Source organism: Pseudomonas sp. GW821-FHT09C08 (genome assembly GCF_059418125.1).
Window position 1 is genome coordinate 313,143 of the sequence record NZ_JBWKPG010000007.1, and the last position, 13,559, is coordinate 326,701.

The 13,559-nt window shown below is 64.0% G+C and carries 11 protein-coding genes; 5 read left to right on the forward strand and 6 right to left on the reverse strand.

Annotated elements, in window-relative coordinates:
• Positions 1-207: 207 nt before the first annotated feature.
• The gene (locus AC07OJ_RS24180; protein WP_495095335.1) at positions 208-1,254 is read left to right on the forward strand and encodes a methyl-accepting chemotaxis protein; all 1,047 of its coding nucleotides are present in this window, start codon (positions 208-210) and stop codon (positions 1,252-1,254) included.
• A 67-nt stretch (positions 1,255-1,321) separates the two neighbouring features.
• Here AC07OJ_RS24180 and AC07OJ_RS24185 read toward each other — a convergent pair whose 3' ends face one another.
• The 6 genes from AC07OJ_RS24185 to AC07OJ_RS24210 all read right to left on the reverse strand — a co-directional run bounded on the left by AC07OJ_RS24185 (position 1,322) and on the right by AC07OJ_RS24210 (position 8,125).
• Positions 1,322-2,065, reverse strand: a complete 744-nt coding sequence (locus AC07OJ_RS24185) for a YkgJ family cysteine cluster protein (protein ID WP_495095325.1) — start codon at positions 2,063-2,065, stop codon at positions 1,322-1,324.
• Positions 2,066-2,174: 109 nt separating this feature from the next.
• Positions 2,175-2,657, reverse strand: coding sequence for a GNAT family N-acetyltransferase (locus tag AC07OJ_RS24190; protein WP_495095326.1), 483 nt, complete (start codon positions 2,655-2,657; stop codon positions 2,175-2,177).
• Positions 2,658-2,660: 3 nt separating this feature from the next.
• Positions 2,661-3,563 (reverse strand): chemotaxis protein CheV, encoded by a 903-nt coding sequence (locus tag AC07OJ_RS24195; RefSeq protein ID WP_495095327.1) that lies wholly within the window; start codon positions 3,561-3,563, stop codon positions 2,661-2,663.
• A gap of 240 nt (positions 3,564-3,803) precedes the next feature.
• Positions 3,804-4,778, reverse strand: a complete 975-nt coding sequence (locus AC07OJ_RS24200) for a 2-hydroxyacid dehydrogenase (RefSeq protein ID WP_106805116.1) — start codon at positions 4,776-4,778, stop codon at positions 3,804-3,806.
• 196 nt (positions 4,779-4,974) lie between these two features.
• A complete protein-coding gene (locus AC07OJ_RS24205) occupies positions 4,975-5,943 on the reverse strand; it encodes a LysR family transcriptional regulator (RefSeq protein WP_065900869.1) in 969 nt (322 codons plus the stop codon).
• A gap of 97 nt (positions 5,944-6,040) precedes the next feature.
• Entirely contained in the window at positions 6,041-8,125 is a 2,085-nt protein-coding gene (locus AC07OJ_RS24210) for a hypothetical protein (protein WP_495095328.1), read from the reverse strand.
• Positions 8,126-8,466: 341 nt separating this feature from the next.
• Here AC07OJ_RS24210 and AC07OJ_RS24215 point away from each other — a divergent pair, with 341 nt between their 5' ends.
• From AC07OJ_RS24215 to AC07OJ_RS24230, 4 genes are read left to right on the forward strand one after another with little or no spacing between them, the layout of a single operon-like run.
• Positions 8,467-9,978, forward strand: a complete 1,512-nt coding sequence (locus AC07OJ_RS24215) for an efflux transporter outer membrane subunit (RefSeq protein ID WP_065900879.1) — start codon at positions 8,467-8,469, stop codon at positions 9,976-9,978.
• Positions 9,979-9,988: 10 nt separating this feature from the next.
• A complete protein-coding gene (locus AC07OJ_RS24220; RefSeq protein WP_495095329.1) occupies positions 9,989-12,166 on the forward strand; it encodes an FUSC family protein in 2,178 nt (725 codons plus the stop codon).
• Positions 12,156-12,356, forward strand: coding sequence for a DUF1656 domain-containing protein (locus AC07OJ_RS24225; RefSeq protein ID WP_065900886.1), 201 nt, complete (start codon positions 12,156-12,158; stop codon positions 12,354-12,356). The genes AC07OJ_RS24220 and AC07OJ_RS24225 overlap by 11 nt, the downstream gene beginning before the upstream one ends.
• Positions 12,357-12,366: 10 nt before the next feature.
• The gene (locus AC07OJ_RS24230) at positions 12,367-13,215 is read left to right on the forward strand and encodes an efflux RND transporter periplasmic adaptor subunit (protein WP_495095330.1); all 849 of its coding nucleotides are present in this window, start codon (positions 12,367-12,369) and stop codon (positions 13,213-13,215) included.
• The last annotated feature ends 344 nt before the right edge of the window (positions 13,216-13,559 follow it).

Here is a 13,559-nt window from a genome sequence, read left to right on the forward strand (position 1 = left end):
ACGGTGGAGTACCAATCGGTGCGCACCAAGCCGGATGCGTCCAGGGTGGCGGCGGCAGAACGGGCGTATGCGCGACTGCGGGCGGGCAAGGCGCGCGCGTGGCCGGCGGTTGGTCTCCAGCTGAAGCTGTCGGGATGGGCGGCTGTCAGCTGCGCCGTGGCGTGGGTGCTCGGCGTAGGCCTGGCGGCTTACGCGCCAGTCTGGCAACTGCTGGGCCTGGTGGCAGGATGTGCGGTCGGCGCGGCCGGGGTGAGACTGATCGTGCGGCCCCTGGCCCAGTTGAGCCAGCGCGCCCGCCAGATTGCCGACAACCCCCTGAGCCAGGCGATCTACACCGGGCGCCGCGATGAATGCGGGCAGATCGAGTTTGCCCTGCAGATGCTCGAAGCCCAGGTGGGCGCGGTGGTCGGGCGCATCGGCGATGCCTCCCAGCGCCTGGCGGGGCACGCGGCGCAACTGGTGCGGCATCTGGACAGCAGCCAGGCCAGCACCCAGGGCCAACAGACCCAGACCGATCAGATAGCGACGGCCATTCACCAGATGGCCGCCAGCGTGGCGCAAATGGCCAGCCATGCCCAGCAGGCGTCCAGGGCGGCCGACCAGGCTGGCAACGAGACCCTTGAAGGCCATCAACGCGTGGATGAAAGCCGTGACGCGGTGATGCGCTTGTCCCAGGAGTTGGCGCGGGCCACAGATGTCATCCACCAACTGGAAAGCCACAGCGGTGAAATCAGCGGCGTGCTGGAGGTGATCCGCACGATTGCCGAGCAGACCAACCTGCTGGCCCTGAATGCGGCCATCGAAGCCGCGCGGGCCGGTGAGCAGGGCCGTGGTTTTGCCGTGGTGGCCGACGAAGTGCGTGGCCTGGCCCAGCGCACGCAGCAATCGACCGATGAAATCCAGCGCATGATCAGCGCCCTGCAGGGCGGCGCGCGCGACGCGGTGCAGGCCATGGCGCAGAGCAGCGAACATGTGCACGCCAGCGTCGAGCAGGCGCAACGGGCGGCGGCTGCGCTGGATGGCATCAGCCAGCGGGTCATGCAGATCACCGCCATGAGCCAGCAGATCGCGACCGCCGTGGAAGAGCAGAGCGCGGTGAGCGAGGACATCAACCGCAATATCCTCGGCATCCGCGATGCCGGTGAAGCCACGGTCAGCGCCGGCCAGCAGAGCCAGCTCAGCTCCGGTGACGTGGCGGCCCTGGCGGAGGATTTGCGCCAGTTGGCGCGGGAGTTCTGGAGTGGACGGCGCTAACCGGGTGCCCACGTTGAAATGCAGCCACCTGTGAGCATGGGCTTGCCCGCGAAGCGGCCCGCAAGCCCTACGCTGCGCGCAGCGGAATAAACGCGTAGTTGGCCGGCACTTCAGTCGCAATCTGCGCGCCGGCATCCAGCAGTTGTTCGGCGATGTCCATGCCGGACACATGGAACACCCACTCGTTGGCCACGGATGGCTGATCCACCGCCAGCTCGATCGCCTGGGCAAACGCGTTCATGTCCGGCAGGTAGGCGGTGAAGCCATCCCCCTTGAGCGCCGTGGTGCGAATACCCAGCAAGGCGCACACCGCCTCCTTGGTCTGCACATCGTCACGGTCGGCCTGGCGCGAGCGCAGGATCAGGTCCGCCAGCGCCGGGTCGGCCAACTCGCCGCCGACGATCAGCGCCGGGCCCTGTTCCCAGGATTCCGGCGGGCAGTCCTTGGCGGCGGGGTTCAGTGGGATATGCGGGTTGATCTCCATCGGATAGATCCGGCACACCAACGGACGGCGTTCATAGATGCGGCACAGGTTGTCTTCGTCAAGATTCCGGCAGCGGCCGGCGTTATAGGCGGCAAAGGTGATGGCTACAAACGCCTCGGTGTTGCCGCTGGGCACCATCACTGAACGCCGCTCGGCATGTTCGCGTTGCTGCTGTGGCAAGCCCAGGCCATTGCCCAGGAAACCCTCTACCAGAACGATGACGTTGCCGCCGTCCGCCGCCCACATACGGGCTTCGGCGAGGGTCAGGGGGACGTGATGGTCGGTGCAGCATTTGCCGCAGCCAACGCAGGAAAAATGGGTGTTCATGGGCGGATCTGTCACCAGGCAAGGTCAGAGGGCACGCATGAACGGTGACGGGTTTTGACCTCTATGCACCGTTCGGTGTCTCTGGAAGCAAGTTATGCGCCAGTGCCTGTCAGTCCTCGGCGACTGCATCGCGCAGTACAAAGAACATGCCTGCGCTTGCGTACAACTGTCGGGCGCGCTGGTTGCTCTCCAGCACCTTGAGGTCGACGCAGGGTTCGCCGCGTTGCTTGAACACCTGGAAGGCCTGCAGCAACAAGGCGCGGCCCAGCCCCTGGCCCTGGGCGCAAGGGTGTATGGAAAGGTTCTTGATAAAGGCGCTGGTCCAGCACTGGGCCACGCCGAGAATGCCTTCTGCGTTGCTGGCCACCAGGCACAGCGTGGGGTCGAATTCGGCATCGGTGATGAACTGCTGCTGCCAGGTTTCCAGCTGGGGCACGCGTCCACCGCCTTGTTCCTGGGTCATGCGCAATACCGCATGAATCGCCGGGGCCAGCTCATCGCGGTAGTGGTCCAGCTGTGTACCCGCCGGCCACTGCGGGGCCGGCAGGCTGCCGGTGAGGTCGCGACGCAGCAACTGGTAATACGTGCTCACGCGTTACAGGCCTTTTTGCGCCACGCTCTGGGCCGCCACCACCAGGCACTTGGTCAGCTCGGGCGACGAAAATTTGGTCAGTACCGCGTCGGCACCGGCCAGGCGCGCTTTTTCGCTGTTCATCGCGCTGTCGAGCGAGGTGTGCAGCAGCACATAGAGGTCTTTGAAATCCGGGGTTTCGCGCAGGGTGCGGGTGAGGGCATAGCCGTCCATTTCCGACATCTCGATGTCGGACACCACCACGTTGATCTGCTCGACCGTGCCTTGCAGCTCCAGCAGCACATCGATGGCTTCCTTGGCACTGCGCGCGGTGTGGCAGGTGAGGCCGAGGTTGCGCAGGGTGTGTACGGATTGCTGCAGGGCCACCTGGCTGTCGTCGACCACCAGGATGCGCGCGTTGCCGAGTACTTCGGCTTCTTCCATGGTCAGGTCGGTGGGCGCCGCTTCAATCGGGGCCGGCGCGATGCCGTGGATGACTTTTTCGATGTCCAGCACCTGCACGAGGCCGCCTTCGACCTGGGTGACCCCGGTGATGAACGCGCGGTTACCGCCGGAGCCGTAGGGCGGCGGACGGATGTCGGTGGTCAGGCAGTGCACGATCTTGCTCACCGCCTGCACATGCAGGCCCTGCTTGGATCGGCTTACATCGGTGACGATCAGGCAGCCACCGTCCGGGTCCTGCAGGGGCATTTCACCCAGGGCACGGCTCAGGTCGATGACCGCCAGCGAGTTGCCGCGCAGGGTGGCGATGCCTTTGACGTGGGGATGCGACTCCGGCAGCTTGGTCAGCGGCGGGCAGGGGATGATTTCACTGACTTTCAGCAGGTTGATCGCCATCAGCTTGCCGCTGCGCAAGGTAAAGAGCAGAAGCGAGAGAGAGTCTGCGCGGGCTTTGGTGGTGGACATAAAAACCTTCTGTGGATCAGGGATGACGATCTATAGAGAGTTATCGACTTGGGGAGGCCAGGCTTTAACCGGATTTTGTGTCGGGATGGGTCTGTAGGAGCTGGCTTGCCTGCGATAGCATCACCCCCAGTTCCGCAGAAAGACCGAGGCGCAGCTATCGCAGGCAAGCCAGCTCCCACACAAGCCAGCTCTTACACATGCTGGCTCCTACACAAGTCCCCATTTCACCGGGGGGATGAGTCAGCCTTTCCAGACCTGCGGGTTCACCAGGTCCTGGGGACGCTGGCCGAGCAGGGCGCTGCGCAGGTTGTCGAGGGCGCGGTTGGCCATGGCTTCGCGGGTTTCATGGGTGGCCGAGCCGATGTGCGGCAGGGTCACGGCGTTGCTCAGTTGGAACAGCGGCGACGCGGCCAGCGGCTCCTGCTCGTACACATCTAGCCCGGCGCCGCGGATGCGCTGGGTTTGCAGGGCCTCGATCAGCGCCGGTTCGTCGACCACCGGGCCACGGGAAATATTGATCAGGATCGCGCTGGATTTCATCAGCCCCAGCTCACGGGTGCTGATCAGGTGGCGGGTCTTGTCGCTCAATGGCACCACCAGGCACACGAAGTCCGCCTCGGCCAGCAGCTCGTCCAGGCTGCGAAATTGCGCGCCCAGTGCCTGCTCCAGCGCCGGCTTGCGGCTGTTGCCGCTGTACAGGATCGGCATGTTGAAGCCCAAGTGCCCGCGACGGGCCACGGCCGCGCCGATGTTGCCCATGCCGACGATGCCCAGGGTCTTGCCATGCACGTCGCAGCCGAACAACGGCGCGCCGACACTGGCTTTCCACTCGCCGGCCTTGGTCCAGGCGTCCAGCTCGGCGACCCGGCGCGCGCTGCTCATCAGCAGGGCGAAGGCCAGGTCGGCGGTGCTTTCGGTGAGTACGTCAGGGGTGTTGGTAAGCATGATCCCGCGCTCGTTGAAGTACGGCACGTCGTAGTTGTCGTAGCCCACCGAGACGCTGGACACCACCTCCAGCTTGCTCGCGCCCTGCAATTGCTCGCGTCCCAGCTTGCGGCCTACGCCGATCAGGCCGTGGGCGTGGGGCAGGGCTTCATTGAATTGAGCGTTGATGTCGCCCAGCTTGGGGTTGGGCGCGATCACCTCGAAATCCTGTTGCAGGCGTTCGATCATTTGCGGGGTGACACGGCTGAAGGCGAGGACAGTCTTTTTCATTGCAGGCGGGCTCATCGACTACGGAAGAATGCCAAGCAAGCTAACATTCTTGCGGGTGATTGTCAGGACACCGCCAAACCAATGTGGGAGCGGGCTTGCTCGCGAATGCGCAGTGTCAGCCACTACATCTGTGGCTGGACTATCGTATTCGCGAGCAAGCCCGCTCCCACCTTTGATTTAGATCGACAGGTGGAAATCAGTTCGTCAGGCGTGCGCCACTCAGACTCCCGCTCAATTCATACGCCACCAGCTCCGCCTGGTGCGCCGCCAGGATCTCCGGCAGCGAGCCGCGCAGGTATTCGACCCAGGTCTTGATCTTCGCGTCCAGGTATTGGCGCGACGGGTAGATGGCGTACAGGTTCAGCTCCTGGGAGCGGTAGTTGGGCATGACCCGCACCAGTGTGCCGTTGCGCAGGCCTTCGATGGCCGCGTACACCGGCAACAGCCCGACGCCCATGCCGCTGGTGATCGCGGTTTTCATCGCATCGGCCGAGTTCACCAGGAAGGGCGAGGTGTTGATCGCCACGCTCTCCTGGCCTTCGGGGCCGTTGAAGGTCCATTTATCCAGCTGGATCACCGGGCTGACCAGGCGCAGGCAGGCGTGATTGAGCAAATCCTGGGGCCGTTGCGCGCAGCCCTTGGCCTTGACGTAATCGGGCGAGGCGCAGGCGATGCTGTAGGTGATGCCCAGGCGTTGCGAGACGAAGCCCGAATCCGGCAGCTCGCTGGCCAGCACGATGGACACGTCGTAGCCCTCGTCGAGCAGGTCCGGCACGCGGTTGGCCAGGGTCAGGTCGAAGGTCACGTCCGGGTGGGTGCGGCGGTAGCGGGCAATCGCATCAATCACGAAGTGCTGGCCGATGCCGGTCATGGTGTGCACTTTCAACTGCCCGGCGGGGCGCGCGTGGGCGTCGCTGGCTTCGGCCTCGGCTTCCTCGACGTAGGCGAGGATCTGCTCGCAGCGCAGCAAATAGCGTTTGCCGGCTTCGGTCAGCGCGATGCGGCGGGTGGTGCGGTTGAGCAAGCGGGTTTGCAGATGGGCCTCAAGGTTGGAGACCGCGCGCGAAACGTTGGCGGTGGTGGTGTCCAGTTGCACGGCGGCGGCGGTGAAGCTGCCGGCTTCGGCCACGCAACTGAAGGCGCGCATGTTTTGCAAAGTGTCCATGGAGTGTTCTCAAGGGAGATGCCAAATTGTGACATGAAGTTGCGCACAGGTGTGTATCCGCTGGGCGCTGCTCTCCCTGGAGCACGGTGACGAAGGATCAGGACAAGGTCCAGGCCTCACTGACTTTGGCCTGGTAGTGCGGCAGATACTCGCGCAGCAAGTGATTGAAGGCCTCCTGCGTGCTGGCGTGGTTTTCGTCGGTAGGCGCTTCAAGGGCGGTGTGCGCGTGTTGTACCAGGGTTTCGGCGGCGCGGCTGAGTGCCGGGCTGAGGCGTTTGAGCGCGTCAATCTCGGCGGTCAGCGGCGTACCGTGCGCCTGTCGGCCAAGGGTATCGAACAACGCGTTAAAGTCGTCGGCGTGTCGCGCGACGTAAGCGTCCCAGCCCGGCTGCTGATCAGGGGTTTCCAGGTAGCGACGGGCGATGGGCAGCAGATGATCCAGCGAGTCGCTGCCCAGCTGTTCTTTGTGCAGGGTTTGCCGGGTACGCAGCGACTGTGCCGCTACGCCGAAGAACTGCTCGACCGGCGCCGGGAGCTTCAGGTCACGGCTCTTATTCAGCGTATGGCGGGTATGCAGCAGCACCGGTTGGCCGTGCTTTATTTTCACCAGTACTTGAGTGGACGACGGCCTGGCGGGATCGAGCACCGATTCGCTGATCGAGCGGACCAGGTTTTCCCAGTCGAACGTTTGCTCGCCAATCGCGCCCAGTACACGAAGCAAGGTTTTCTTCACGACCTGCCGCGAATCTATCGGGGCGATGTCGATTGTCAGGTAATCACCGCTCAGGTGCGGGTCATCAAGCTTGCGGTGGCTGGCTTCAATCGCCACCCCTTTGCCTGCCCCGGCCTGCGCCGAGGCCGTTACTGCGGCGCTGAAGCTCACTATTCGGGTCTCGGCTGTCAGCGTGTGGACTTTTAATTCGTCGGGGCGAAGCAGTGCCGGGTTGCGCTGGATCAGGCTGCGTATCTCAGCATCCTGCTGCGGAGTCAGGCGCGAGTGGGTCTTGAGCAGCACATAGCGCTCCAGCAGGGATTGGACCTGTTTGTGGCGGGCGTGCCGGGCAGCGTTCAACGCGGACGCCGGCACGGGTGTGCAGGCCTGCCGGGTGAAGTGTTGGCTGGTGTCGGCGATGTGGCCTTGCATGGCATTCAACAACGCCGCAGGGTCGTCGTTGTAGTGCTTGGACGAGGCCAGGCGCAGCCGTGCCATCTCAGGCGCTGTTTCGTGCAGGCTCAGGATATCCAGGGTGATCTTGCGCCGGGTACGCTGCAGGGTTGGCTTTATCGTGGTATTGAGCTTCAGGGCGCTGAAGACATCCACCGTGACCTTGTTTCGCGCATTCAGGAGGAGGCCTCTTTCGGTGATAACCGGCTGGGAGGTGCTTCTCATGCTGGGCAACTCAACGTCGACAAGGCCGGCGCTGGCCAGGGTATCCCGGACATAGGGTTGGCTCAGTGCTGAGCAGGCGAGGTGTTTCTGCAGGTTATGGCTATCACGCACCAAGCTGGGCAGGTTTTGAACGGTTCGCCGGATGCTCTCGCTCAGGGAGGTGCGCACCGAATGGCTGCGGGCATCGGCGTACGCTTCCAGGTTTGCGTATTCGCGAGACGATACATAGCCTACGCCGAGCTGGCTGTGGGTCTGGAACTGGTTTGCGATCGATGACTTCAGATGGGCCTGCAGGCTGAGGGCGCGCGTGCTTTTGACGCGTTGGTCAGCGGTGATTGCCAGGCGCGAGTCGGCTGCCAGCTGTGGCCCGGCCCGGTTCTGCAGCGCGGGGTCCAACACAAAGTTGTAGCCGATATGACGGTGGTTGCTGCGCTCGCCGCCGTTGCGCACATAGGCAAGCGCCGGCAACAACTTCTGCGTCAGGTGCAGGTGTCGGTCATTGCTGACCGCCGCGCGAAACTGCCATTTCAGCGCGCGACACAAGGCATAGTCGGCTTCGACGTCCGGCCGCTGGCTGGAGCGATGTTGGCCAAGCACCTGCTCGGCCTTTTTGAAAAACGCGTAGTAGTCCGGTAACTCCTCTACCGACACCTCCAGCCTCGACGGGCTGCTGGACAATTTGTGGTGAAGCGCTTCTATCTGCGCTTGATCGCGATGATAGCCCGCGAGCGGGACCAGCTTGTCCAGGACCAGGTCGGCGATCCAGCGCACGTCCCGTTGCAAAGGGAACATGCCCGGCTGCAAAGGCTCGGGCGAGAGGTGCAGTTGCCTACGCAGGGCGTCAGCGGGTGCGAGTGCGGGTGTCGGCGCTATGCGGACGCGCGTGCTGGGGGCTGAAAACATTCGGGCACTCCAGAAGGGTGGGATGCTCGTCATTCTGCTGGTGGGCACTTCGGCACGCTGTAGGGGAATAGCCTGGGGTCGGGATAAACATCCCAACTTGCCTTGAGCCGGCGCGGATTATCGCCTGAACGGTAACAAAGATTCACAGGAATACCCGCTTATCGTTCCCCATGCCGCCCCCTAGAATTGCGCCACCTCTCCCCGCATCACCACCTCAGGAATTCGCAGCAGTGCCGCGTCGCATCAGCAGAGAGCTGAAGACTCTCAGTGTTTGGGCCTTATCGTTAGCAATCAGCGGCTGCATCGGAACCGGAGGAATCGCCCCACAGGGCCAGGCGCTCGACGCCAATCACCTGGCCACCGACGAGGCGATCCAGCAGGCCGCCCAGGACGCCCACTGGCCCACCGCGCAATGGTGGCAGGCCTTTGGCGACCCGCAACTCAACCGCTGGGTGGCACTCGCCACTCACAACAGCCCGAGTATGGCCATCGCCGCCGCGCGAGTGCGCGAGGCGCGGGCCATGGCCGGGATTGCCGAGTCGGCCGAGTCGCTGCAGATCAACAGTGACACCACCCTCAAGCGCCACAATTGGCCGAAGGATCAGTTCTATGGCCCGGGCGAGTTGAGTGGCGAGACCACCTGGGACAACAACTCGTCCCTGGGCCTGAGCTACGCGCTCGACCTGTGGGGCCGTGAAAGCAATGCCTCCGAGCGTGCCGTCGACCTGGCGCACATGAGCGCTGCCGAAGCCCGCCAGGCCCAGCTCGAATTGCAGAACAACGTGGTGCGCGCCTATATCCAGCTGTCGTTGCATTACGCCAACCGCGATATCGTCGCGGCGACCCTGGCCCAGCAACAGCAGATCCTCGACCTGGCCAACAAACGCCTGAACGCCGGGATCGGCACGCACTTCGACGTGAGCCAGGCCGAAACCCCGTTGCCGGAAACCCATCGCCAATTGGACGCCCTGGACGAGGAAATCGCCCTGAGCCGCAACCAGTTGGCGGCATTGGCCGGCAAGGGGCCGGGCGCGGGCGCGCAATTGCAGCGCCCGACCTTGTCCCTGGCCGCGCCGCTGAAACTGCCGTCTTCCTTGCCTGCACAACTGCTCGGCCAGCGCCCGGACGTGGTCGCCAGCCGCTGGCAGGTCGCGGCGCAGGCGCGTGGCATTGATGTGGCGCATGCCGGCTTCTACCCCAACGTCGACCTGGTCGGCAGCCTTGGCTACATGGCCACCGGCGGCGGCATGCTGGAGTTCCTGGCCGGCAAGAAGTTCAACTACAACGTCGGCCCGGCGATCACCTTGCCGATCTTCGACGGCGGCCGTTTGCGTGGCGAGTTGGGCGAGGCCAGCGCCGGTTACGACATCGCCGTGGCGAAGTACAACCAGACCCTGGTCACCGCGCTCAAGGGCATCAGTGACCAGTTGATCCGCCGCGAGTCCATGGACAAGCAAGCGGGCTTCGCCGCGCAGTCGGTGGCCTCGGCGCAGAAAACCTACGACATCGCGATGATCGCCTACCAGCGCGGGCTCACCGATTACCTCAATGTGCTGAATGCCCAGACCCTGCTGTTCCGTCAGCAGCAGGTCGAGCAACAGGTGCAGGCCGCCCGCCTGAGCGCGCACGCCGAACTGGTGACAGCCCTGGGCGGCGGCCTCGGTGCCGGCAACGATGTGCCCGACGACGCCAAGACCCTCCCGAGCAAGACCCCGGCGGCACTCGCCGTGTTTGATCACTGAGTAGGATTGAATGACTCCCTTGCCTGCACCGCTGCGCTGGCTGCATGCCCTTGAGTGGCGCCGTGGCTTTTTCGACTGGGCACGCAGTGATGGCGTGACCTGGGTGTATATCTTCAAGGTGCTGATCGCCGCGTTCCTGACGTTATGGCTGGCCATGCGCCTGGAACTGCCGCAACCGCGCACGGCGATGATCACCGTGTTCATCGTGATGCAGCCGCAGAGCGGCCAGGTGTTCGCCAAGAGCTTTTACCGCTTCCTCGGCACCCTGGCGGGCTCGGCGGTGATGGTGCTGTTGATTGCCTTGTTTGCGCAGAACACCGAGTTGTTTCTTGGCGCGCTGGCGATCTGGGTCGGCATTTGCACCGCCGGTGCGACCCGCAACCGTAACTTTCGCGCCTATGGGTTTGTGCTGGCCGGCTACACCGCGGCGATGGTTGGTTTGCCGGCGCTGGCGCACCCCGACGGCGCCTTCATGGCGGCGGTGTGGCGCGTGCTGGAAATCTCCCTGGGGATTCTGTGCTCGACGCTGGTCAGCGCCGCGATCCTGCCGCAAACCAGCAGCGCCGCGATGCGCAACGCCCTGTACCAGCGCTTTGGCGTGTTCGCGCTGTTTGTCACCGATGGCTTGCGGGGTCGCAGCCAGCGCGAAGGGTTCGAGGCCAGCAACGTGCGCTTTATCGCCGAAGCCGTGGGCCTGGAAGGGCTGCGCAGCATCACCGTGTTTGAAGACCCGCACATGCGTCGGCGCAACGGTCGCCTCAGTCGCCTCAACAGCGAGTTCATGAGCATCACCACGCGCTTCAATGCGTTGCACCAGTTGCTCGAACGCCTGCGCACCGACGCGGCCGATCACGTGGTGGCGGCGATCAAGCCCGGCCTGCAGGACCTGGCCGAACTGCTCGACGGCTTTTCCGGCCGCGCCCTCACCAGCCCCGATGCAGCACGCCTGGTCAATCAACTGAGTGCCTACAAGGACGGCTTGCCCTCCACGGTGCGCAGCTTGCGCGCGGCGTTCCAGGAGGGCAACCCGAGCGAAGCCGAGCAGCTGGATTTCCACACCGCCTACGAGCTGCTGTACCGCTTCGTCGACGACCTGCACAACTATGCGCAAACCCACGCCTCCCTGGCCGATCACAGCCATGCGCGCGAGCAGTGGGACGAAACCTTCATCCCCAAGACCAACTGGCTGGCCTGCGCCGCTTCGGGGATTCGCGCCTCATTCATCCTGATCGTGCTGGGCAGCTACTGGGTGGCGACCGCGTGGCCCAGCGGCGCGACCATGACCCTGATCGCGGCGGCCACCGTCGGTTTGTCCGCCGCCACGCCGAACCCCAAGCGCATGGCGTTCCAGATGGCCTGCGGCACCTTGATCGGCGCGTTGGTGGGCTTTGTCGAAATGTTCTTCGTGTTCCCCTGGATCGACGGCTTCCCGCTGCTGTGCGTGATGCTCGCCCCGGTCATCATCTTCGGTGCGTTTCTCGCCTCACGCCCGCAATACGCCGGGGTCGGTGTGGGCCTGTTGATCTTCTTCAGCACCGGTTCGGTGCCGGATAACCTCACGGTCTACAACCCCTACACCTTTATCAACGACTACATCGCGATGGTCATCGGCATGCTGGTGTGCGCGGCGGCGGGGGCGATCATCCTGCCGCCCAACAGCCGCTGGCTGTGGCGCCGCCTGGAGCAGGACCTGCGTGAGCAAGTGGTGTACGCGATCAGCGGCAAGCTCAAGGGCCTGGCCTCGAGTTTTGAAAGCCGCACCCGTGACCTGCTGCACCAGGCCTACGGCCTCGCCGTCGGCCAGCCGCAAGTGCAACGCGACCTGTTGCGCTGGATGTTCGTGGTGCTGGAGGTCGGCCACGCGATCATCGAGCTGCGCAAGGAACAGGCGATCCTGCCGGTGCACCCGGCCTATGCCGAGTCCCAGCCGTGGCGCCAGGCGATCCGCGTGATGGGCCGCTCGCTGGTGCGGCTGTTCCTGCAGCCCAGCGCGAGCAACCTGGAGCGCGGTCTGATCGCCGTCGACCACGCGATCAGCCGCGTGCAGGCCACCGACGAACCCTTCGCCCCGCACTTCGATACGTCGGCCCTGCGCCGGGTGAAGAGCTACCTGCACTTTATCCGCACTTCGCTGCTCGACCCGCAATCGCCACTGGCGGCCCTCAAAGGAGCCCCGCATGCCCCGTGAAATCGCGTTCCACGGCCTCTACATGCCGACCATGACCTTGATGTTTTTGATTGCCGCAGGGCTGGCCTGGGCGCTGGACCGCTTCCTGGCCGGGTACGACCTGTACCGTTTTTTCTGGCACCCGGCGTTGCTGCGCCTGAGCCTGTTCGTTTGCTTGTTCGGCGCATTGGCGCTGACCGTCTACCGTTGAGAATGCCCCGATGAAAAAGTTTTTCAGCCTGCTCGCGACTTTGCTGGTACTGGCTTTGGCAATCTGGATTGGCCGCACGCTGTGGGTGCATTACATGGAAACCCCGTGGACCCGCGATGGTCGGGTGCGCGCCGACATCATCAACGTCGCCGCCGACGTGACGGGCGAGGTGGTTGACGTGCCGGTGCGTGACAACCAGTTGGTCAAGAAGGGCGACCTGCTGATGCAGATCGACCCCGAGCACTACCGCATCGCGGTCAAGCAGGCGCAGTCCCTGGTTGCCTCGCGCAAAGCCACCTGGGAGATGCGCAAGGTCAATGCCCACCGTCGCGCCGACCTCGATGCCCTGGTGATCTCCAAGGAAAACCGCGACGACGCCAGCAACATCGCCGACTCGGCCCTCGCCGATTACCAGCACGCGCTGGCGCAGCTGGAAGCCGCCGAACTCAACCTCAAGCGCACGCAAGTGGTAGCGGCGGTGGACGGCTACGTCACCAACCTCAACGTGCACCGTGGCGACTACGCGCGCATCGGCGAAGCCAAGATGGCCGTGGTCGATATGAACTCGTTCTGGGTCTATGGCTTCTTTGAGGAAACCAAATTGCCGCATGTGAAAGTCGGCGATAAAGCCGACATGCAACTGATGAGCGGCGAGACCTTGAAGGGCCACGTGGAAAGCATCTCGCGTGGCATCTACGACCGTGACAACCCCGAGAGCCGCGAGTTGATCGCTGACGTGAACCCGACGTTCAACTGGGTGCGCCTGGCCCAGCGCGTGCCGGTGCGGATTCACATCGATCAAGTGCCGGAGGGCGTGCTGCTGGCGGCAGGCATCACCTGCACGGTGATCGTCAACTAAACACAAGACTAAAAGGTGAAGCCGGGGGTTTGGCGGCGTGGCTGGAATAGTCGGGCCTTGCACGGTAAGCATGAGCGACGCCTCTCCCCCCTGTGGGAGCGGGCTTGCCCGCGAATACGGTGTGTCAGTCAACGAATATGCGGGCTGATCCACCGCCTTCGCGAGCAAGCCCGCTCCCACCTTTTTGATCGCTGTGAAACCTGGGGTTTGGCGGCGTGGCTGGAATAGTCGGGTCTTGCACCACAGGCATGGACAACGCCTCTCTCCCTGTGGGAGCGGGCTTGAACTGGCCTAATGATTTTGGACACCTCAATCGGGCGCTATGATGGCGTCCAAATCTGAGG